18 protein-coding genes are annotated in these 20908 nt (G+C 64.1%); 4 read left to right on the top strand and 14 right to left on the bottom strand.

Features of this window, described 5'->3' with window-relative positions; all coding sequences use genetic code 11:
* Window positions 1–67: 67 nt before the first annotated feature.
* The 13 genes from NKH23_RS17550 to NKH23_RS17490 all read right to left on the bottom strand — a co-directional run bounded on the left by NKH23_RS17550 (window position 68) and on the right by NKH23_RS17490 (window position 12316).
* A complete protein-coding gene (locus NKH23_RS17550) occupies window positions 68–1141 on the bottom strand; it encodes a hemolysin family protein (RefSeq protein ID WP_254816261.1) in 1074 nt (357 codons plus the stop codon).
* A gap of 28 nt (window positions 1142–1169) precedes the next feature.
* On the bottom strand, window positions 1170–1667 hold the full coding sequence (ybeY, locus tag NKH23_RS17545) for an rRNA maturation RNase YbeY (RefSeq protein WP_352715815.1): 498 nt from the start codon (window positions 1665–1667) through the stop codon (window positions 1170–1172).
* A gap of 17 nt (window positions 1668–1684) precedes the next feature.
* Window positions 1685–2677 (bottom strand): PhoH family protein, encoded by a 993-nt coding sequence (locus NKH23_RS17540; RefSeq protein WP_352464821.1) that lies wholly within the window; start codon window positions 2675–2677, stop codon window positions 1685–1687.
* Between the two features lie 83 nt (window positions 2678–2760).
* On the bottom strand, window positions 2761–4170 hold the full coding sequence (gene miaB, locus NKH23_RS17535; RefSeq protein ID WP_352715818.1) for a tRNA (N6-isopentenyl adenosine(37)-C2)-methylthiotransferase MiaB: 1410 nt from the start codon (window positions 4168–4170) through the stop codon (window positions 2761–2763).
* A 63-nt stretch (window positions 4171–4233) separates the two neighbouring features.
* Window positions 4234–5034 carry a lyso-ornithine lipid O-acyltransferase gene (gene olsA / locus NKH23_RS17530; protein ID WP_352715819.1) on the bottom strand — a complete coding sequence of 267 codons (801 nt, stop codon included), beginning with the start codon at window positions 5032–5034 and terminating at the stop codon, window positions 4234–4236.
* A 21-nt stretch (window positions 5035–5055) separates the two neighbouring features.
* On the bottom strand, window positions 5056–5550 hold the full coding sequence (rimI, locus tag NKH23_RS17525; RefSeq protein ID WP_352715821.1) for a ribosomal protein S18-alanine N-acetyltransferase: 495 nt from the start codon (window positions 5548–5550) through the stop codon (window positions 5056–5058).
* Window positions 5550–6242 carry a tRNA (adenosine(37)-N6)-threonylcarbamoyltransferase complex dimerization subunit type 1 TsaB gene (tsaB, locus tag NKH23_RS17520; RefSeq protein WP_352715823.1) on the bottom strand — a complete coding sequence of 231 codons (693 nt, stop codon included), beginning with the start codon at window positions 6240–6242 and terminating at the stop codon, window positions 5550–5552. The genes rimI and tsaB overlap by 1 nt, the downstream gene beginning before the upstream one ends.
* Before the next feature lie 159 nt (window positions 6243–6401).
* Window positions 6402–7508, bottom strand: a complete 1107-nt coding sequence (locus tag NKH23_RS17515; protein ID WP_353035107.1) for a DUF1513 domain-containing protein — start codon at window positions 7506–7508, stop codon at window positions 6402–6404.
* Window positions 7509–7510: 2 nt separating this feature from the next.
* The gene (locus NKH23_RS17510) at window positions 7511–8590 is read right to left on the bottom strand and encodes an imelysin family protein (protein WP_352715826.1); all 1080 of its coding nucleotides are present in this window, start codon (window positions 8588–8590) and stop codon (window positions 7511–7513) included.
* Window positions 8590–10197: a di-heme oxidoreductase family protein gene (locus NKH23_RS17505; RefSeq protein ID WP_352715828.1), complete on the bottom strand. Its 1608-nt coding sequence runs from the start codon at window positions 10195–10197 to the stop codon at window positions 8590–8592. The genes NKH23_RS17510 and NKH23_RS17505 overlap by 1 nt, the downstream gene beginning before the upstream one ends.
* A 12-nt stretch (window positions 10198–10209) precedes the next feature.
* Window positions 10210–10695, bottom strand: coding sequence for a bacterioferritin (gene bfr, locus NKH23_RS17500; protein WP_023676883.1), 486 nt, complete (start codon window positions 10693–10695; stop codon window positions 10210–10212).
* The gene (locus tag NKH23_RS17495; protein ID WP_023676882.1) at window positions 10661–10972 is read right to left on the bottom strand and encodes a (2Fe-2S)-binding protein; all 312 of its coding nucleotides are present in this window, start codon (window positions 10970–10972) and stop codon (window positions 10661–10663) included. Before NKH23_RS17495 ends, bfr begins: the two co-directional genes overlap by 35 nt.
* 54 nt (window positions 10973–11026) lie before the next feature.
* Window positions 11027–12316 carry an imelysin family protein gene (locus tag NKH23_RS17490; RefSeq protein ID WP_352978713.1) on the bottom strand — a complete coding sequence of 430 codons (1290 nt, stop codon included), beginning with the start codon at window positions 12314–12316 and terminating at the stop codon, window positions 11027–11029.
* Between the two features lie 426 nt (window positions 12317–12742).
* Between NKH23_RS17490 and NKH23_RS17485 the strand changes: the two genes are divergently transcribed.
* Entirely contained in the window at window positions 12743–13996 is a 1254-nt protein-coding gene (locus NKH23_RS17485; protein ID WP_352715830.1) for an NAD(P)/FAD-dependent oxidoreductase, read from the top strand.
* 9 nt (window positions 13997–14005) lie between these two features.
* On the opposite strand, the gene NKH23_RS17480 is transcribed toward NKH23_RS17485, so the two are convergent.
* Complete coding sequence (locus NKH23_RS17480; RefSeq protein ID WP_352715831.1) at window positions 14006–15283, bottom strand: 4-aminobutyrate--2-oxoglutarate transaminase; 1278 nt, start codon at window positions 15281–15283, stop codon at window positions 14006–14008.
* A gap of 349 nt (window positions 15284–15632) precedes the next feature.
* Between NKH23_RS17480 and NKH23_RS17475 the strand changes: the two genes are divergently transcribed.
* From NKH23_RS17475 to NKH23_RS17465, 3 genes are read left to right on the top strand one after another with little or no spacing between them, the layout of a single operon-like run.
* Window positions 15633–16679, top strand: a complete 1047-nt coding sequence (locus tag NKH23_RS17475; RefSeq protein ID WP_352978676.1) for an efflux RND transporter periplasmic adaptor subunit — start codon at window positions 15633–15635, stop codon at window positions 16677–16679.
* Entirely contained in the window at window positions 16676–17794 is a 1119-nt protein-coding gene (locus NKH23_RS17470) for an efflux RND transporter periplasmic adaptor subunit (protein WP_353035105.1), read from the top strand. The genes NKH23_RS17475 and NKH23_RS17470 overlap by 4 nt, the downstream gene beginning before the upstream one ends.
* Window positions 17761–20865 (top strand): efflux RND transporter permease subunit, encoded by a 3105-nt coding sequence (locus NKH23_RS17465; protein WP_352721737.1) that lies wholly within the window; start codon window positions 17761–17763, stop codon window positions 20863–20865. The genes NKH23_RS17470 and NKH23_RS17465 overlap by 34 nt, the downstream gene beginning before the upstream one ends.
* Window positions 20866–20908 lie beyond the last annotated feature (43 nt).

Raw genomic sequence — 20908 nt, 5'->3', positions numbered from 1 at the left:
ATGCTTCCGAGTCGTGCGAATCAGGAAGCAAGATTTATCAGGCCGGAGCCCCGGTTCCAAATGAACCCTAAGCCTGCTCGGTGCGGACGGCGCGGCGCCGCCGCTCGCCCTTCAAGGTCTCGACGATGCGCACGCGCTTGACGCGGCGCGGATCGGCGTCGAGCACATGGAACTCGAAGCCGGGTATGGCCTGCACCACTTCGCCGCGCGCCGGCACCCGACCAAGCGTGTTGAAGATCATGCCGCCGATCGTGTCGACATATTCGCCGTGCTCGCCGGCGGCGAAATCCTCGCCGATCATCTTGGCGACGTCATCGATCTCGGCCTTGCCGTCGACGATGAAGACGCCTTCGCCGGCCTGGGTAATCATCGGCTCGTCCTCGTCGTGCTCGTCCTCGATGTCGCCGACCACCATCTCGACGATATCCTCGAGCGAGACGAGACCGTCGGTGCCGCCATATTCGTCGATGACCAGCGCCATCTGGGTGCGCGTCGTCTGCATTCGCCCCATCAGGTCGGAGGCGAGCATCGACGGCGGCACGAACAGCACCGGTCGGATCAGGTTGAGATCGCCGATGGTGCGCGCCAGATCGACCTGGGCGAGATCGAGAACCGTCGCGACCGGGGTTTTCCTGGTCGTCCTGCCCTTTCTGACGCGGGCGACCTTGGTGATGTGCGCCAGCACGTCGCGGATATGAACCATGCCGCGCGGGTCGTCGAGCGTCTCGGAATAGACCGGCATGCGGGAATGGCCGGACTGCTCGAACAGCCCCAGAAGATCACCCAGCTTCGTGGTGATCTCGACCGCCTCGATGTCGGCGCGCGGCACCATGACGTCCTCGACCCGCACTTCGCGCAGGCGCAGGATGTTGTTGAGCATGGCGCGTTCGCCGGGCGAGAAGGATTCTGCATCGCTCGCCGTTTCGGCGAGCGCACCGGCAATCTCCTCGCGCAGGCTGGTGCCGTTGCGGTGCCTGAAAAGCCCGAGCACGCGATCGAACAGGGAAGGACCGGCAGGCGATGCCTCGCTGGCGAAGCTGCCGGTCGTGGTACTCGGACTCGAGCCCTCTTCCGTCGTTTCGGAAGGCTTGATCGCACTGCCGGCGTCGGAGCGGGCGGCAGTCTCTGGTTTGTCGTTCATCATCGTCCGGTCAATTGGTCTTTTGTAATTACGTGTAGGGATCGGGAATGGCAAGCCTCGCAAGTGCTGCGCGCTCTGTCGCTTCCATCAGTTCCGCTTCGGCATCGGTTTCGTGATCATAGCCGAGCAAATGCAGCAGGCCATGGATGACGAGATGGGAGATATGGTCCTCGACGGGCTTGTCTTCCAGTGCCGCCTCGCGCACGACAGTCTCGGCGGCCAGCACGATGTCGCCGAGCATCGGCGGCAGAGGCCCGCCCCTGGCAAACGGAAAAGCCGGGAAAGACAGGACGTTAGTCGGCTTGTCCTTGCCGCGCCAGGCGGCATTGAGCGTACGGATATGGGCATCGTCGGAAAAGACGATGCTGAGCTCGGAACGGCCGTCTGCACCGGTTTCGGCAAAGGCGGCCGAGACGGCGCGGTCGACAAGCCGCATCAGCACCGCCTCGTCGGGCCAGTCGCCCGCCTCGATCGCCACATCGATTTCGACGGGAAGCGGCCCCCCCGCCTTTTGCTCCTCAGCCATGCGGCCGCATAATCATATCAACTTTCGACACCCAAGCCCCTGGCCAGCTTGCCGTCACGGTCGTAGGCCTTGACGATCTCGGCGACCAGCGGATGCCTGACGACGTCGCCTTCATTGAAGCGTACGGTCACCATGCCGGTGACGCCGTCGAGGATTCTCAGCGCCTCGACCAGGCCGGACTTGGTGTTTGGCGGCAGATCGATCTGGGTCGGATCGCCGGTGACGATCATGCGCGAGTTCTCGCCGAGCCGGGTCAGGAACATCTTCATCTGCATCGGCGTGGTGTTCTGCGCCTCGTCGAGGATGACGGCAGCGTGCGCCAGCGTACGGCCGCGCATGAATGCCAGCGGCGCAATCTCGATGACCTCGGCGGCAATCGCCCGCTCGACCTTGTCGGCCGGCATCATGTCGTAGAGCGCATCATAGAGCGGCCGCAGATAGGGATCGACCTTCTCCTTCATGTCACCCGGCAGAAAGCCAAGCCGCTCACCGGCCTCGACCGCGGGGCGCGACAGCACGATGCGTTCGACCATGCCGCGTTCGAGCAGCATTGCCGCATGCGCCACCGCCAGATAGGTCTTTCCGGTGCCGGCCGGGCCGATGCCGAAGACGAGTTCCGACCGCTCCAGCGCGCGCATGTAGGCGTCCTGGTTGAGCGAGCGGGCATAGATGGTCTTCTTGCGCGTCGATATCTGGGCGGCGGACACCTTGCCCTTGCGCTCCAGCGTCGGCAGCGTCAGCTGGTCGTCGGTGGCGATCGCCATGCGCACGGCGCCGTCGACATCGGACTGGCCGATATCGGTGCCTTTCTGCAGAATGCCGTAAAGATTGTCCAAGGCGCGGCGTGCCTGCTCGGCGGCCGAGGAAGAGCCCTTGATGGTCAATTGATTGCCGCGCGAGCGGATGTCGACGCCGAGCTTCTGCTCGAGCCTGGCCAGATTCTCGTCGAACTGGCCGTAAAGGGCGCTGGCAAGCTTGTTATTGTCGAAAGTCAGTACGATGTGCGCCATATCCGAGGCCCCGGAGGGTAGATTCTGGGGCAGATTCTTGACTTCAGCAGCGCTCAACCGTCTCTCCTCATCTGCCGAGGCCTTCAGGCCAATTCGGCGAACAGGCTGTTGTAGCCCGTCTTCGTGATTCGTACCTGGATAATGTCACCGATTTCGCCGGCCTTTTCATCAACAATAACCGGCTGCAGCCAGGGCGAGCGGCCAACCTTCTGGCCGGCCTGGCGGCCCGGCTTTTCGATCAGCGTGTCGATAGTCCTGCCGACCAGGCTTGCGCCGAAATCCTGCTGCTGTTTCAGAAGCAGCGCCTGCAGCCGCTGCAGGCGCTCGTCCTTGACGGCCTCCGGCACGTGATCGCTCATCTCCGCGCCCGGCGTGCCGGGGCGCGGAGAATATTTGAACGAGAAGGCCGAGGCATAGTTGACGTCTTCCACCAACTGCATGGTCGCCTCGAAATCCGCTTCCGTCTCACCGGGAAAGCCGACGATAAAATCGCCGGACAGTGCGATGTCGTTCCGTGCGGCACGGATGCGGTCGATCAACGTCAGATAGTCCTTGGCCATATGCCTGCGGTTCATCGCCTTGAGTATGCGGTCGGAGCCGGATTGCACCGGTAAATGTAGATAGGGCATCAGCGCAGGCAAATCACGATGGGCGGCGATCAATTCATCGTCCATATCGCGCGGATGGCTGGTCGTGTAGCGCAGCCGCGCCAGACCCGGAATCTCGGCCAGCCTGAACAGCAGCCGGCCAAGGCCCCATTCCTCGCCGTTTTCGCCTCTTCCGTGCCAGGCATTGACGTTCTGGCCGAGCAGCGTCACCTCGCGCACGCCGGCATCCGCCAGGCGCTCGGCCTCGGCGACGATCTGTGCCACCGGCCGCGAGACTTCCGAGCCGCGCGTATAGGGCACGACACAGAAGGTGCAGAACTTGTCGCAGCCTTCCTGAACGGTCAAGAACGCCGTCACGCCGCGCCTGATCAGTTCGGCGCGCTTTGGCTGCGGAAGATGCTCGAACTTGTCCTCGACGGCATAGTCGGTCTCGACGATCTTTTCGCCGCCACGCGCCCTCGCCAGCACACCGGGCAGCCGGTGGTAGGTCTGCGGACCGATGACCAGATCGACGGCCGGCGAGCGACGGATGATCTCGGCACCCTCGGCCTGCGCCACGCAGCCGGCGACGCCGACCAGCATTTCGCGCCCGGCCTTGGCACGTTCCGCCTTCAACTCACGGATGCGACCAAGTTCGGAATAGACTTTTTCCGCCGCTTTTTCGCGGATGTGGCAGGTGTTGAGCAGCACCAGATCGGCCTCGCCGATGGCGTCTGTCGCGGCATAGCCGTCGGCCGCCAGAGCATCGGTCATGCGCTGCGAATCGTAGACGTTCATCTGGCAGCCATAGGTCTTGACGAAGACCTTCCTGGTCGCGGCAGCCGGAACGACCAGGTCTTCGGCGGCAGCGCCGATGTCGTCGCGTTCTATCGTGTTCAATTCCATTTCGCGGCTTCTAGCGCCTTTCCCTGACAAAAAACAGACGAATCTGGCCGGAACCCGCGCAGCTTACCGGCTTGGGCGCGGTTCGGCGAGCGCCGCCTGCACCATCTCGCGCACCTGGCGTTCCATCTGCTTTGCCGTCTCCTTGCGGCTGGAGCCCTTGGAGAAAGCAATCGCCTCGCCAAAATGCACCTCGACGTCGAGGGCGCCCTCGGCCATCAGCACCTTGAGGTGCGGCATCAGCTCCTCATCGCCAATCCAGGCGGCAACCGGCCGATGCCGGCGGCCGAGCGGCACGCCATGCAGGCGCGTATAGACGATGGCCACCGGCTGGATGAAGACCTGTTCGGCCGCCCCTTCAGCAATCGCCATTGTAGCGGCGCCGAACAGCGTGCTCTTGAACGGCAGGATCATGTTGCCGTCGCCGGTCGAGCCTTCGGCGAACAGTACCATGGCGTCGCCCTTGGCCATGCGGCCGGCGATCTCGCTCGCCTGGTCGCCCGACGAACGCTTACGCTCACGTTCGATGAAGACGGTGCGCTGCAGCTTCGACAGCATGCCGATCAGCGGCCAGCCGGCCATGTCGGCCCTGGCGATGAACGTCACGTCGACCATCGACCCCAGCACCATGATGTCGGTCCAGGAGATGTGGTTGGCAGCAATCAGCAATGGGCGCTGGCCGGACAGCGCTCCCTTGACATGGATGCGCAGCCCCAGCGCCCTGACGATCATCCTGTGCCAGATCTTCAGGATGAAGGTCTCGCGCCAGAGTCCGGTCCTCATCGACAGGATCTGCAGCGGCACAAGCACCAATGAGCCGACGACAACCAGCCCCAGCGCCAGGAAAATCCTGATTTTTCCGATCATCCGCACCACCCCGGCGTTTGGCTAGCGAAGATCGCGGCGCATGACAAGCGCGCCGGTCGGGCCGTGCTCCGGCGACTTGTAATAGTTGGCGCGCTTGCCGACCTCGCGGAAGCCGAGCCGCCGGTAGAGCGCGATCGCGGCGACATTGGTCTCGTCTACCTCGAGGAAAAGTGCCTCGGCGCGCTGTGCGTGCAGTTCACGCAGCACCGCGTCCATCAATTGCCAGCCGAGCCCCCGGCGCCGATGCGAACGTGCCACCGCGACCGTCAGGATCTCCCCCTCGCCGGCCGCCAGCCGCGCGAGCACGAAGCCGACCGGCGGCTTGGCACCCTGTCCGGTCTCGCGCGCGGCATAGCCGAACACCGTATCCTGCTCGAGCAGTGCGGCGAATTCGTCGTCGGTCCACGGCCGCGCGAAATCCTCGCGATGCAGCACCGACATGGCCGCGCTGTCGGCAATCGTCAGCGGCTCGAGCGCATAGTCCCTGCGGCGCGGCTGGAGGAACGGAATGCGCATCAGTTTTTTTGCCTCGATAAAACAAAGCCGGCCTGCGGCTTGGCGTCGGCGCCGCGCAGATAGAGCGGCTTCGGCTTTTCGCCCTCGCCCTTTTTACCGGCACCTTGGGCCGCGGCCAGCCGGGCATAGACGGCGATGTCGGCGGTGGCCCCGATCGGGCCTGTATCAAAAGCGCGCCCGACCGAGGCGGCAATTTGCGATGTCGCGGTGCCGGCAAGAACCGCGGAGCAGTCAACCGCGATGGCGGCGGCTTGCGAAAGCGTGGTCACCGAGGGACCGTAAGTCAAAACGGATGCTTCATCGTAAAGTGCCGCATGGATTTCCTCGCGCCCTGCATCGAGCGCGGCGAGAACGGCGCGGCCGGGAAACGTTACTCTCGCTTGCGCCGCCAGTGCTTCCAGAGTCGTCACGCCGATCGCCGGGATTTTCAGTGCCAGCGCAAGGCCGCGCGCCGCCGAGACGCCGACGCGCAGACCGGTGAAGGAGCCCGGACCGGTGGAAACGGCAATGGCGCCGAGGCCGCTAAAGTCCGTTCCGGCCGCCTTCAACGCCCCTTCGATGACACCCATCAGATGCTCGGCATGACCCTTGCCGAGATCGAGCACCGAACGGCCGAGCTCTTTCCCGTCCGCCGCGTCGTAGACGCAGGCGGCGCAGAGATTGGCGGCACAGTCGATGGCAAGCAATTTCATGAAGCGGCCGGTTGAGACAGTTTCGAAAACAGCTTCCCTCTGCCCGCCAGGGCTGATCCCCGCAAGGGAATAATGGATAAATCGTCAGGCGACTTTGCTTCGGCGCGGGTCCACGAATGTAAGTTTCAACGCACGCAATCGCCACAATAAGTATCGGGACTAGCCGACCTGCTCGATACGCAGCACGTGATTGTCCCAGACATAGTCCGGCTCGGAACGGATCGAGCCACCGGCCTCGACGATTTCGCCGGCGCCGGTCGTCGCCATGAAGCTCTCCCCATCGGGTGCAACGCCGCAGACCTCGACCAGCGCCTTGGTGGCGACGATGCGGCCGCTGGCCGCGTCGATCACGGCAAGCGAATTGCCCTCAGGCGAAGACACGGCGATAGTGCCGGCGGCAGGGTTGGCGGCGACCGAGCCGATATAGTTCCTGAAGCCGGAGAGCACATCCTGCGACATGTCGAGCAATTGCAAGTCCTTGCCACGCGCCGCGCGGCCGACCAGCGGGGGGCGATCGGTGCCCGGCCCCCTATACTGACAGCCGAACCAGACGGTGCCGGAGCGGTCGGCATCCATATGGCGGATCGATAGCTGGTGCAGGGCCGGCGGCAATTCGTGCTTTTCGGTGAGATCGCCGGTAAGGCGGTCGACCAGAACATGGGACGGCTTCATCGTTGCGATATTGAGCTCGGCGCGGCCATAATCCGGATGCGTCTCGATGCCGCCATTGGCCACAGCAATCGTCCTGCCGTCGGAAAGCAGCAAAAGCTCGTGCGGGCCTGTGCCATAGGTCGGGAACTCGCCGATGCGCTTGAATTTCGCATGCGCGTCATAGATGCCGACGACGCCGGCGGCATTGTCGAAATCGTTCTCGGTGGCGTAGAGCAGCGCACCGTCGGCCGAGAACACGCCATGGCCGAAGAAGTGCCGGCCGGCAACGCTGGCAATGGTGTGCGGTTCACCGCGGCCGGTATGGTCGAAGACGACAGCAAAGGTGCCCGGCTGCCTGGCAAACACCACCGAACGCTTGGACACCGGGTCGAAGGTAACGTCGTGGCCCCGATCGGGCAGATCGATCGTGTGCAACAACTTGCCGGCCTCGGACAGGATGGCCGCGCCATAGCCGCCGTCGCGCTTGACGAAAGCGGTGGCGAAGACCGCGTCGGCGTCGAGTGTCTTTGCCCAGGCTGACGGCGCCATCGCCGCGACGAAACCAGCGCCTGCGGCCCTCAGGAAATCGCGCCGATCGATCAGCGGCGTCCTCATGATCAGTCGCCATCCAGTGACGAGAAGCCGGCGGTCAGGCCGAATTCGGCGGTCAGCCTGGTGCCGATCAGGCTCGTCAGGCTGGATGTCACCAGCGAGAAATAGTCGAGCTTCTGGCGCAGCGCCGGATCGGCAAGTGCCTTGTCGATCGGACCCCTGAATGCCTTGGCCGCCTCGATCCCGTTGGTGAGCTGGATGTGGACCGATTCCGCCATCCAGCGCGCATCGGGCGACAGCGCTTCGCCAAGCTGCGAGGCCTGGAATAGCGCGTCCATTCCCGCCAGATTCCCGGTCAGCGAGCGGGCGGTGTTTTGCGAGCGCCAATAGATCGCCTGTTTCGGTTTGTCGGCCTCCGGCTTGGCGCCCAGGAAGCTTTTCAGGCGCACGTCGCGCACCATTTCCAGCTCGTTGATGAAGACGCCGACCAGTTCGGTCACCGCTTCGGCGCCGTCGTGATAGAGCGCGTTCTGCGGACCCGCATTGGCCCAGAGCGCGGCAAAGCCGTCGGGCTTGGTCCAGGCATTGCCGACCTCGCCGGCGATTGCCTCGATATTGCCGGCAATGGCCGCGCCATAGGCGCAGCGATAGGCGTCGTCCCTGCCGGCCAATTGATCGGCGCCGTCGCCATGGAGCACGAATTCCAGTGCGCCGAGCCCTTGCATGGCGACGCTCTTTGTCGCCAGCTGGGCCGGATCGGCGGCTGTCGGATCCTTGCCGGCAAGTGCTGCCTGCACCTGCTTCAGGCCGATGCTCTTGCGGTCCGGCCAAAACAGCATGCGCTCAAGCCGGTTGTTTTCCGCGATCGGCCCGAAACGGATGATTTCCACCACCGACCAGGCATCCACGACACCCGAGAATTCGGCGCGCGCCGCATCGAGATTGTCTTGCGAGGGCGTCTGGCAAAGCGTGTGCATGGCCTCGGTCAAGCTGTCCGCATGGTCATGCAGCCTGGCATAGGCCGGGCGGACGAAGCCGTCGATCGCCCGCTGGATCACATCCGAAGCCTTCACCACCGCGGATGCCGGCAGCGCACCGGCGAGGACCAGCATCAGAACGAGTGCAGACGCAAGACGCTTCGGCATCAGAGCGACTCCAGAAACTTGATCAGCGCGGCGCGGTCGGCCGCATCGGCAGCGGCAAAGCGGTCACGCGCCTTCTGGCCCTCGCCGCCATGCCACAGGATCGCCTCGGCCAGGCTGCGCGCGCGCCCGTCATGCAGGAAGAAGGTGTTGCCGCTGACGGTCTGGGTGAGCCCGATGCCCCACAGCGGCGGCGTGCGCCATTCGCTTCCCGTGGCCTCGCCCACCGCCTGGCCGTCGGCAAGGCCCGGTCCCATGTCATGCAGCAGGAAATCGGAATACGGCCAGATCAGCTGGAAGGCCTGCGCCTTGTTCGGGGTGCCGCGGCGGGTGACGAATTTCGGCGTATGGCAGGAGATGCAGCCCATATCGTAGAACAGTTTTTTGCCGGCGAGCACGTCCGGTCTGTCGAGGTCGCGCCGGGCCGGCACGGCAAGGTTTTGCGAATAGAAGGTCACGAGGTCCATGACGGGCGGCGGCGCTTCGACCGGACCGAGGCGCTCCTGCACACCGTTGGGTAGGGCAAGGCAGGTCTTTTCTACGGCAGTGCAATCGCCCCAGTGCTTCGGCACCTCGGGCGTCGAAATGCCGATATCGCCGGCAAAAGCGTCCGCCGATTGCTGGCGGATCGATGCGGCCTGCGCCTTCCAGCCGAAACGGCCGAGCGTCAGTTCACCGCTGCTGCCGTCGCGTATTATGTTGGGCCTGCCGGAAATGCCGTCACCATCGCGGTCGGCCGGATCGGCGCGGGCAAGGATGTCGGCAGGAGCGATCTGCTCGACCAGGCCAAGGCCGATCATCGGCGGCGTCATGCGCGGCGACAGCGTGGTGTGTGGATCGAGCGGCTCGTAGGCGAGGCCCTCGACCGAATAGCTCGGCTTGCGCAGCGACACTGCGCTACCATCCGCCAGTTTTACTTTTTGCTCCTGATAATCGACATGCATCCTGCCTTCGCCCTGCAGGCCGGGAACGGCTAGCTCCTGAAGTTGCGTGCCATAGACCGGGTCGGGGAAGTTGAGCACCTTGTGATCGGCGAGCGCGGCTTTCTCCTCCTCGGTACTGGCTTCCCTTGCCAGGCGCAGGAACATCGAGGTGGTGCCGCTGTCGCCTTCGGGCGGATGGCCGCGACCGTCCTTCAGATGACAGTTCTGGCAGGCGCGCTCGTTGAACAGCGGACCGAGCCCATCCGAGGCCTGTGTCGAGGATGGCGACGACACCCAGTTCTTGCGGAAAATGGCGTTGCCGAGCTTGAAGGTGCCCTCTTCCTCGAAGCTGATGTTGGCGGAGGATTGCGAGAAGGCGTCCTTGTTGACGTCCTTCTTCGAGGTGCCGGCGCCGCCCTGCATCAGCTCGAATTGCTCGGGCTTGGAAAAATCGCTGGTCGGCCTGGTAATGGCGGTGACGCGCGCCAGATCCTTCGGCGTCAGATCGGTGCGGCTGGTGGCAAGCCCCGCCGGTCGCGGCGCTCCGGCCAGCGCCGAGGCTGTGAGCGTCGCCACCACGACAAGAAAAGCGCCGCGAAGGATACCGTATCGCGGCTTCTTCTGAGGCGGCAGGCCGCAACCTTCGGCCGGCCGCAAGCGGCGCAAGAACTCTAGGGAGCGCCGCATTCCCGCATATCCTTATTCCGCCTCGTCGGCCGACGCCGCGTTGAGCTGGCCGTACTTTTCCTCGCCGATCGAGGCGAGCAGGTCGAGTTGCGTCTCGAGGAAGTCGATATGACCTTCCTCGTCAGCCAGCAATTCCTCGAACAGCTTCATCGTCACGTAGTCGCCTGCTTCGTTGCAAACCTCGCGCGAACGCTTGTAGGCGGTGCGCGCGTCATATTCGCCGGCAAGATCGGATTCGAGCACTTCCTTGACATTCTGCCCGATGCGCAGCGGCGCCACGGACTGCAGGTTCGGATGGCCCTCGAGGAAGATGATGCGCGCCACGAGCCGATCGGCATGGTGCATTTCTTCGATCGATTCAGCGCGTTCCTTCTTCGCCAGCTTGGCGTATCCCCAGTCTTCCAGCAGCCGGAAATGCACCCAGTACTGATTGACCGCTCCAAGTTCCAGAAACAGAGCCTCGTTAAGCCGCTCTATGATCTGCTGTTCGCCTTTCATGGGTTCTGCTCCCGTATTGGACGCGCAGGCCTCTGACGCGATCCAGGTGTGAAACGATGTCCACGCCGCTCGCCGCCGAGCGGGCGTGGTAATTTTCGGTGACCCGAATGATCGTTTCGACCACATTTGGGAAGCAGCCGCAACAGCGACCGCGCTTGTGCATGGCATGATAGACCTTCGCCGGCACGATCAGCTGCCAGGGGTCCTCATCCAGCAGTCCGACGATCGTCTGCTCTATCTCCTTTTCGGTGATGATGTTGCAATGGCAGATCAGCATTTGTCGCTCTGGCTAGCGGCGCTCATTGCGCCGCGTGGCTGTTGGTTTCGAAGTTTACTGGAACACCTTGTCCGGTGAATCGAGGCTGTCCGAGCCCTCGAAGGCGATGGCATTGAGCTTCAGGGTGCCGACGGCGCGTTCGATCGACTTGGTCTGATCGACCAGCGCGTCGATCGCCGCCTGCACGGTGGCGTTGCCGTCAGCGTTGCCCTCGGCGATCTGCTGGTCATAGGCCTCGCCGGCAAGCGCCCGCGCCTTGATGGCCTCCATCTTGGCGATGGTGACATCCAGTTTAGCCGACAATTCCTTGTCGATCGCCGGATCGGCCGCCTTGACCATGTCGGCCACCGACGGCCCCTCGACGACAGTGCCGTCAAGCCGCGTGTAGCTGCCGTGATAGGCGGCACGGATGCCGATCGCGTCATATAGGTGGGAGTTGTAGGTGTTGTCGGAGAAGCAATCGTGCTCCTCTTCCGGATCGTGCAACAAGAGGCCGAGCTTCATCCGCTCGCCGGCGAGCTCGCCGTAGGACAGCGAGCCCATGCCGGTGAAGATGGTCGAAATGGCGGCATTCTGCTCGCCATCGACAAGGTTCTTGCGGGCGGCGCCGCCTTCCTTCCAGTCGTTGACCATATCCTTGAGATCGGAAACCAGAAGGTCGCTCGCCGATTTCAGGTACTGTCCGCGACGGTCGCAATTGCCGCCGGTGCAATTGGCGAGGTCGTAATCGGTGTAGGGCCGCTCGCCGGCGCCCGGACCGGTGCCGTGCAGGTCTTGCCCCCAAAGCAGGAATTCGATGGCGTGATAGCCGGTCGCCACATTGGCCTCGATACCGCCGGCCTCCTGCAGGGTGCCGGAGAGGAACTCCGGCGTCAGATTGGTGGCGTCGACCTTCTTGCCGTTGATCTCGATCGACTTGTTGGCGATCACATTGGCGGTGTAGAGCGCGTTGGCGTCCGACTCGGTGCCGTAGCTCTTGGCGACATAGTCGATCAAGCCCTCGTCGAGCGGCCAAGAGTTCACCTTGCCTTCCCAGTCGTCGACGATGGCATTGCCGAAGCGATAGACCTCGGTCTGCTGATAGGGAACGCGCGATGCCTTCCAGGCCTCGCGGGCGGCGTTCAACGTTTCGGCCGATGGCTTGGCGAGCAGCGCATCGACAGCCTTGTCGAGCGCCTCGGCCGTGATCAGCGAATCCTCGTATTTGGCGAGCGCGATGTCGGAATAAGTCTTGATGACCGCCTTGGCATCGGTTTGCGCCTTGGCCGGCAGCACGAACACCGCCGCAGTAAGCATCGCGGCGGCGCCGATCGCCGCAAGCCTGCCGCCATACCGCGCGGTCATCATCGTTCTCATGACTGTCTCTCCTCGGGAATCAATGAAATGCCGGCGCCGCGGCGGGCAGCTGCCAGCGGGCAAAGAGGGGTCGCGCCATCGCGCGCTTCGCGGAAGAAAGACACCGAAATGCCTCCAATCGAAAGGGTTCAAGGCCCAGACATCAAAGGGATGCGCTGACGCGCGAGCTTCCATAAAACGGCGAAGACGCCGGATGTCAACTGGTGGCGCAGAAAAAATTCAATTGAAACAATAGTTTAGAATTATTCTAAACTAGAACTGTCAACTTTAACATCGATGTATAGGGAATGCCGGCGCATGACGCGGTTGACAGGCGGCCGTTCCGGGTGCGACCCGGATCGGCGCTCTTGCGGCGGCGCCGGACAATCGCCACCTGGCGAGACGTCCTAGATTTGGATGAGGAATCGGGCTGTTATGAAGAACGGGATCGTCATTGTCGGTGCGGGACATGCGGGCGTGCAAGCGGCCGCCAGCCTGCGCGAAGAGGGCTATGAAGCCCCGGTGATCCTGGTCGGCGACGAAAACGAATTGCCCTACCACAAGCCGCCGCTGTCGAAGACCTTCATCAAGGATCAGCAAGCAAAGCCGCAGCCGTTGCGCGGCGAGGCTTTTTATACCGGCAGCGCCATAGACTACCGGCCAGGCCTCCGGATCGAGCGCATCGATGTAGGCGGCCGCAGGCTGGAGATATCGGGCGGCGGTGTGTTGCCGTTCGACCGGCTTGTCCTCGCCACCGGCGCGCGGCCGCGCCTGCTGCCGCTGCCGGGTTCGGAGCTTTCCGGCGTTGTGTCGCTGCGCTCGCTCGGCGATGCCCGCCTGATCCGCGAATTGAGCGCGCAAAGCGAGGACGTCGTCATCCTCGGCGGTGGCTTCATCGGCCTGGAGATTGCCGCGACGCTCACCGCGGCCGGCCGCAAGGTTGCGGTGGTCGAGGCGGTCGACCGGCTGCTCGGCCGCGCCGTGGCGCCGGTCATCGCCGGCCATGTCCGCCAGCGGCTGGAAGCCACCGGTGTGCGCATCCTCACTGGCACCACCATCGAACGGCTGGAGGGCGAGAACGGCCGTGTTTCGGCTGCAATCACCTCATCCGGCGAAAGATTGCCGGCGCAGATGGTCGTCATCGGCATCGGCGTCGTGCCGAATGTCGAATTGGCCGAAGCCGCCGGCATTGCCATCGCCAACGGCATCCGCGTCGACCAGCAGATGCGCACGTCGGTGCCGGAAATCCTTGCCATCGGCGATGCCGCCTCCTACCGGCACTGGTTCACCGGTGGCGATGTGCGGCTGGAATCGGTGCAGAACGCCACTGACCAGGCGCGGCTCGCCGCGCGCACCATCGTCGGCCACGCCGATAACTACTCAGCGGTGCCGTGGTTCTGGTCCGATATCGGCGACATGAAGCTGCAGATGGTCGGCCTGATTTCGGGCGGCGACAGCCATGTCGTGCTGGGCGACGTGGCCGAGAACAAATTCTCCATCTACCACTACGCCGGAAGCCGGCTGCTCGGCATCGAATCGGTCAACCGGCCCGGCGACCACATGCTTGGCCGCAAGATGCTCGGCGCCGGCTTTTCGCCGTCGCCGCAGATTGTTGCGACCGGGCCCGACGGGCTGAAGGCAGCGCTCGCCGCCTTCCAGCAGGCAGAGCCTGCCCGCGCGGCAGGATAATCGTATCGCTCAGGCGGCGCGGGCCTCGCGGATCGAACTTTCCAGAATGTCGAGCGCCTCGTTCATGACGCCATCCTGGATGGTGATCGGCGCGAGGAAGCGGATGACGTTGCCGTAGACGCCGCAGGTCAGCAGGATCAGGCCCTTGTCGAGCGCCTTCAGCCGGACCGCATTGGCGAGTTCCGGCGACGGCAGGCCCTTCGTCACATCGTTGAACTCGACCGCGTTCATGAAGCCTGGGCCTCTGATGTCGACGATCTCCGGCGCTTCGTCGCGGATCGATTGCAGGCGCTGCTTCAGCCGGTTGCCCAGCGTATTGGCGCGGTCGCAGAGCTTCTCCTCGTCGATGACGTCGAGCACGGCATGCGCCGCGGCGACGCCGATCGGGCTGCCGCCATAGGTGCCGCCGAGCCCGCCGGGGTTCGGTGCATCCATGATCTCGGCACGCCCGGTGACCGCCGCCAACGGGAAGCCGCCGGCCAGGCTCTTGGCCATGGTGGTGATGTCGGCCGCCACCTCGTGGTGGTCCATGGCGAACATCTTGCCGGTGCGGGCAAAGCCGGTCTGCACCTCGTCGGCGATCAGCAGCATGCCGTGCTGGTCGCAGATCTTGCGCAATGCAGTCATGAAATCGCGCGGCGCCTCGTAGAAGCCACCCTCGCCCTGCACCGGCTCGACGATGATCGCGGCGACGCGGGCCGGATCGACATCGGCCTTGAACAGCCGGTCGAGCGCGGCCAGCGAATCGGCGACCGACACGCCGTGCAGTGCCACCGGGAACGGTGCATGGAAGACATCCGCCGGCATGGCGCCGAAGCCGACCTTGTAGGGCACGACCTTGCCGGTCAGCGCCATGCCCATGAAGGTGCGGCCGTGAAAGCCGCCGGAAAAAGCGATGACCGCCGGCCGGCCGGTGGCGTTGCGGGCAATCTTGATCGCATTCTCCACCGCCTCGGCGCCGGTGGTGACGAAAATCGTCTTCTTGTCGAACTTACCAGGCAGCATGCCGTTCAGCCGTTCGGCCAGCCTGATATAGCTCTCATAGGGCACGACCTGGTAGCAGGTGTGGGTGAAGCGGTCGAGCTGCGCCTTGACCGCTTCGATCACCTTCGGATGACGGTGGCCGGTGTTGACGACAGCGATGCCGGACGAGAAATCGATGTAGCGGCGGCCTTCCACATCCCAGATCTCCGAGTTTTCGGCGCGATCGGCATAGATCTGCGTGGTCATGCCGACGCCGCGCGAAATCGACTGGCTCTTGCGTTCGGAAATGGCTGAATTTGTCATCGTATCCCTTACCGGGCCAGCGCCCGCTCTCGTTTGATGGCTGTTGAGACTCTTCTGGGCTTATTTCAGGTTTTCCTCAAGTTGGCACTGGCGGCGGGTGATTGGGCCTGTCGCCGATGCGTTAACTGGCCAGCTTACCCAACCGCCTATACGCGTACGAGAAGAGGTTTCCTTTTTGCGGGGATCAATTATCCTCGCCATTGTCCGCGCCGTCTTGCTACAGGGGGCGGTCCGCGCGGTTGAGGGAGTTATGAGCAGGAACGCGACATTGTCCGTCTCGCCGCCGTCGGTCAAAACCCCCAGCCATTTGTCTTTTCCTGCCTCCACAATTCTAGCCTGCGCAATGGCAATGCTGCCTTTGCTTCTGGCCGGCTGCCAGAAGCAGGAGGCTGCGGCGAAGAAACTGCCGATCATGGTCCTCACCGAGACCGTGGCGACCGCCAACTATGCGCCAAGGACTTCGCTCACCGGCGTGATCGCGGCGCGCACGCTAAACAATCTTTCGTTCCGGGTCGGCGGCCGCGTCGCCGAACGGCTTGTCGACGTCGGGCAACATGTCGATCAAGGTACCGTGCTCGCCCGCATCGATCCGCAGGAACAGGAATTCGACCTGCGCTCGGCGCAGGCCGATCTCGACGCCGCGCAGGCGCAATTGACCCAGGCCGCCGCCGCCTTCGAACGGCAAAAGACACTGCTTGCCCAGGGCTACACCACGAGGCGCGACTATGATGCGGCCGAGCAGGCGTCGAAGGTGGCGCGAGGCAGCGTCGATGCCGCTCAGAGCGCGCTCGCCAATGCAAAAGAGGACCTTTCCTTCACCGAACTCAAGGCGGGTGCGGCAGGCGTGATCACAGTGCGCCAGGTCGAAGCCGGGCAGGTGGTGCAGGCGGCGCAGACCGTCTTCACCCTTGCCGAGGACGGCGACCGCGATGCGGTCTTCAACGTAGAGGAAACGATGGTAGCAAAGACGCCGGCAGCACCCGCGGTGACAATCACGCTGTTGTCGGATCCGCAGATCAAGGCGATGGGCAAGGTGCGTGAAATCTCGCCGGCGGTCGATCCGACTTCAGGCTCGATCCGGGTCAAGGTCGCCATTCCCGACACGCCCGCGGGCATGCCGCTCGGCGCGGCCGTCATCGGGTCGGTCAGCGCCCAGCCGTCGAAGGCCGTCATCGTGCCGTGGCAGGCATTGACCTTGAACGCGGGCAAGCCGGCCGTCTGGGTCGTCGATCAAGCGACCAAGGCGGTGGCAGCGAGACAGGTGGAGGTGCTGGCCTTCGGATCCGGCTCGGTCATCATCGACAAGGGGCTCGAGGCAGGCCAAACCGTCGTCACCGCCGGCGGCCAGTTGCTCAGCCCCGGCCAGACCGTCGAGATAGCGGGAGCGGAGCAATGAACCGGCTCCTGCGCAGCCCTGCCCCGCTTGTTCCTGCCCTGTTTGGGCTCGTGCTCGGCGCCTGCTCGCAATCGGAAGAGAAGCCGCCCGAGATCATCCGGCCTGTGCTGTCGGTGGTGGTCGAGCCCCGCACCGTAGAGACCTTCGGATTCGCCGGATCTGTCGAACCGCAGTTCAGCGCCGACCTTGCCTTCCGCCTGCTTGGACGGGTCGTCGTCCGCGATGTCAAGGTCGGCGATATCGTCACCAGGGGCACGACGATCGCGGCGCTCGATCCGACGGCGCTGGAGCTTGCCGTGCAGGCGGCGAAGGCAGAACTCTCCAACGCGCAGGCGCAATTTGCCAATGCCGCCGCAAGCGAGGAGCGCCAGCGCCAGTTGCTTGTCGCCGCCAACACCTTGCAGGCCGTCTTCGACGCCGCGCGCCAAGCCAGGCAGGCCGCCGCGGCCGGTGTCGAGCGGGCCAATGCCGCACTGGCCAAATCGCAGGAACAGCTTGGCTATACCAGGTTGTTCTCGGACTTCGATGGCGTGGTCACCGCCGTCGGCGCCGAGGTCGGCCAGACGGTCTCGCCCGGCCAGACCGTCGTCACGGTGGCGCGCTCTGACCCGCGTGAAGCAGTCGTCGACATTCCCGACCAGTTGACCGGCGATCTCGCCTTCGGCACCCCCTTCCAGATCATCCTGCAATGCCTGCCTACGATACTCAGCGACGCCAAGCTGCGCGAGATCTCCCCTCAGGCCGAAGGTTCTACCCGCACGCGCCGCGTCCGGCTGATGCTCATCGATCCGCCGCCGGCATTCAGGCTTGGTTCGACGGTGACGGCGACCCGCATTGCCAAGATCACGCCGACGATCGAGTTGCCGCTGTCGGCGCTGCTGGAGAAGAACGGCAGAGAAAAGGTCTGGGTCGTCGACCAGCAGACGTCGAGCGTGAGTGCCCGTGACATCAAAATTGCCTCCAAGGGTGCCGCCACTTTCACCGTCGCCGAGGGCCTCAATGCAGGCATGCGCGTCGTCACCGCCGGCGTCCACAGCCTGACCGAGGGACAGAAGGTCAAGATCTCTGAGGGAGAGGCCATATGGAGGGCTTCAACCTCTCCGACTGGGCGCTGAGCCATCGCTCGCTGGTGTGGTATTTCATGCTGGTCTTCGTCGTGGCCGGCGTCTTTGCCTATCTCAATCTCGGCCGCGAGGAAGACCCCGCCTTCACCATTAAGACCATGGTCATCCAGGCCAACTGGCCGGGCGCATCGGTCAACGAGACGGTGCGGCAAGTGACCGACCGCATCGAGAAGAAGCTCGAAGAGCTCGACAGCCTCGACTATACCAAATCCGTCACCTCTGCCGGCAAGACCGTCATCTTCGTCAACCTGAAGCCGACGACCAAGGCGCGCGACGTCGTGCCGACCTGGCTGCAGGTGCGCAACATGGTCAACGACATCTGGGCGCAGTTTCCGCAAGGCGTGCAGGGACCATTCTTCAACGACCGCTTCGGCGACGTCTACGGCAACATCTATGCCTTCACCGCCGACGGGCTGACGCCGCGCCAGTTGCGCGACTATGTCGAGGATGTCAGGACGAAGATCCTGACCGTGCCGAATGCCGGCAAGGTCGATCTGGTCGGTGCCCAGGACGAAGCGATCTACCTCGAATTCTCGACCCGCCAGATCGCGGCCCTCGGCCTCAACCAGCAAGCGATCGTGGCCAGCCTGCAGGCGCAGAACGCAATCACCCCATCCGGCGTCATCCAGTCCGGGCCGGAGCGCATCAGTGTGCGCGTCGGCGGCCAGTTCACCTCGGAAGAGAGCCTTCGCGCCATCAATTTGCGCGTCAACGATCGCTTCTTCCGGCTGAGCGACGTGGCGACGATTTCGCGCGGCTATGTCGACCCGCCGACGGTCTTGTTCCGCTTCAACGGGCAGGACGCGATCGGCCTTGCCATCGGCATGAAGCCCAATGCCAATCTGCTGGAGTTCGGCGAGGCCCTGCACGAGGAGATGAACAAGGTACTGGCCGACCTGCCGGTCGGCGTCGGCGTGCATCTGGTCGCCGACCAGCCTGTCATCGTCGAGGAGGCGGTTTCCGGTTTCACGCGCGCCCTGTTCGAGGCGGTCGCCATCGTGCTTGCCGTGTCCTTCATCAGCCTCGGCATGCGCGCCGGCTTCGTCGTGGCGCTGTCGATCCCGCTGGTGCTGGCCATCACCTTCACGGCCATGGCCTATCTCGGCATATCGCTGCAGCGCATTTCGCTGGGCGCGCTGATCATCTCGCTTGGCCTTCTGGTCGATGACGCCATGATTGCCGTGGAGATGATGGTGGCGCGGCTGGAGGTCGGCGACAATCTGCGCAAGGCGGCGACATATGTCTATACCTCGACCGCCTTTCCGATGCTGACCGGCACGCTGGTGACGGTCGCGGGCTTCATCCCGATCGGCCTCAACAACAGCGCCGCCGGCGAATACACTTTCACGCTGTTCGTCGTCATCGCCGTGTCGCTCCTGGTGTCATGGATCGTCGCGGTGCTGTTTGCGCCGCTGCTCGGCGTCACCATCCTGCCGGCGACGATGAAGCAGCACCATGAAAAGCCCGGCCGCTTCACCGCGCTGTTCCGGCGCGTCCTCGTCGGCTCGGTGCGCCATCACTGGCTGACCATCATCGCCACGGTGCTGTTGTTCGCGGCGTCGCTGGCCGGCTTTGGCCTCGTCCAGCAGCAGTTCTTTCCACCATCCGACCGTCCCGAACTGATCGTCGACTGGAATCTGCCGCAGAACTCCTCAATTGCCGAGACCCGGGACCAGATGGAGCGGTTCGAACAGCGGGCGCTGGTCGGCAATCCCGATATCGACCACTTCAGCTCCTATATCGGCCAGGGCGCGGTTCGCTTCGTGCTGGCCTATGACGTGCAACCGGCCAATCCCTATTTCGGCCAGACCGTCATCGTCACCAAGAGCATCGAGGCGCGCAATCGGGTCAAGCCGGCGCTCGAAAAGCTGCTGCGCGACGAGTTCGTCGGCACCGACGCCTTTGTCAAGCCGCTCGAACTCGGGCCGCCGGTCGGGCGGCCGGTGCAGTACCGCGTCGGTGGTCCTGACGTCCAGACGGTACGGACACTGGCGCAGGAATTCGCCGGCATCATTTCCGCCAATCCGCAGCTGGCCGCACCCACTTTCGACTGGAATGAACCCGAGCGCGTGCTGAGGGTCGACGTGCTGCAGGACAAGGCACGGCAACTCGGCATCACCTCTTCGGATATCGCCAGCGCGCTGAACAGCACGGTCGGCGGCTCCACCATCACCCAGGTGCGAGACGCGACCTATCTGATCAATGTGGTGGCCCGTTCGCGCGAGGCCGAACGGGGTTCGATCGGCACACTGCAGAACATGCAATTGCCAACCGGAACCGGCGAGGCGATCCCGCTGGCCGCGGTGGCGAACTTCCGCTACGAGCTCGAACAGCCGACAGTGTGGCGCCGCGACCGCATCCCGACCATCACCGTGCGCGCCGGGCTGGTCGGCGACGTGCTGCCCGCCACCGTGGTCAACGAGGTGAAACCGTCGGTCGACGCCTTCATCGCCAAATTGCCACCGGGCTATTCGATCGCCACCGCCGGCTCGGTCGAGGAAAGCGCCAACAGCCAGGGGCCGATAGCCGCCGTGGTGCCGCTGATGCTGTTCATCATGGCGACCATCCTGATGGTGCAGTTGCAGAGCTTCCAGCGCCTGTTCCTTGTCGTGGCGGTGGCGCCGCTCGGCCTGATCGGCGTGGTGGCCGCGCTGGTGCCGAGCGGGGCACCGCTCGGCTTCGTTGCCATCCTCGGCGTGCTGGCGCTGATCGGCATCCTGATCCGCAATTCTGTCATCCTGATCGTCCAGATCGAGGATCTTGTGAACGAGGGCAAGGACCGCTGGGCCGCCGTCATCGAGGCGACCGAGCATCGCATGCGGCCGATCGCGCTGACCGCGGCGGCCGCGAGCCTGGCGCTGATCCCGATCGCACGCGAAGTGTTCTGGGGGCCGATGGCCTATGCCATGATGGGCGGCATCATCGCCGGCACGGCGATCACACTGCTGTTCTTGCCAGCGCTCTATGTGACGTGGTTCAGGATCAAGGAGCCGAAAGGAACGCCTGAAAACGAGGAGAGCGCAAACGGTGGCGACGAGGTTCCTATAGGCAGCGTGGCCTGACCGCACGGCTGCGAATTGAGTCGCAGCACGTGGAATAGAAAGA

The organism is Mesorhizobium sp. M1328 (assembly GCF_040318075.1).
Taxonomy (GTDB): Bacteria; Pseudomonadota; Alphaproteobacteria; order Rhizobiales; family Rhizobiaceae; genus Mesorhizobium.
The sequence above is the reverse complement of the archived record's forward strand: the minus strand, read 5'-3'. Positions and strand labels throughout refer to the sequence as shown.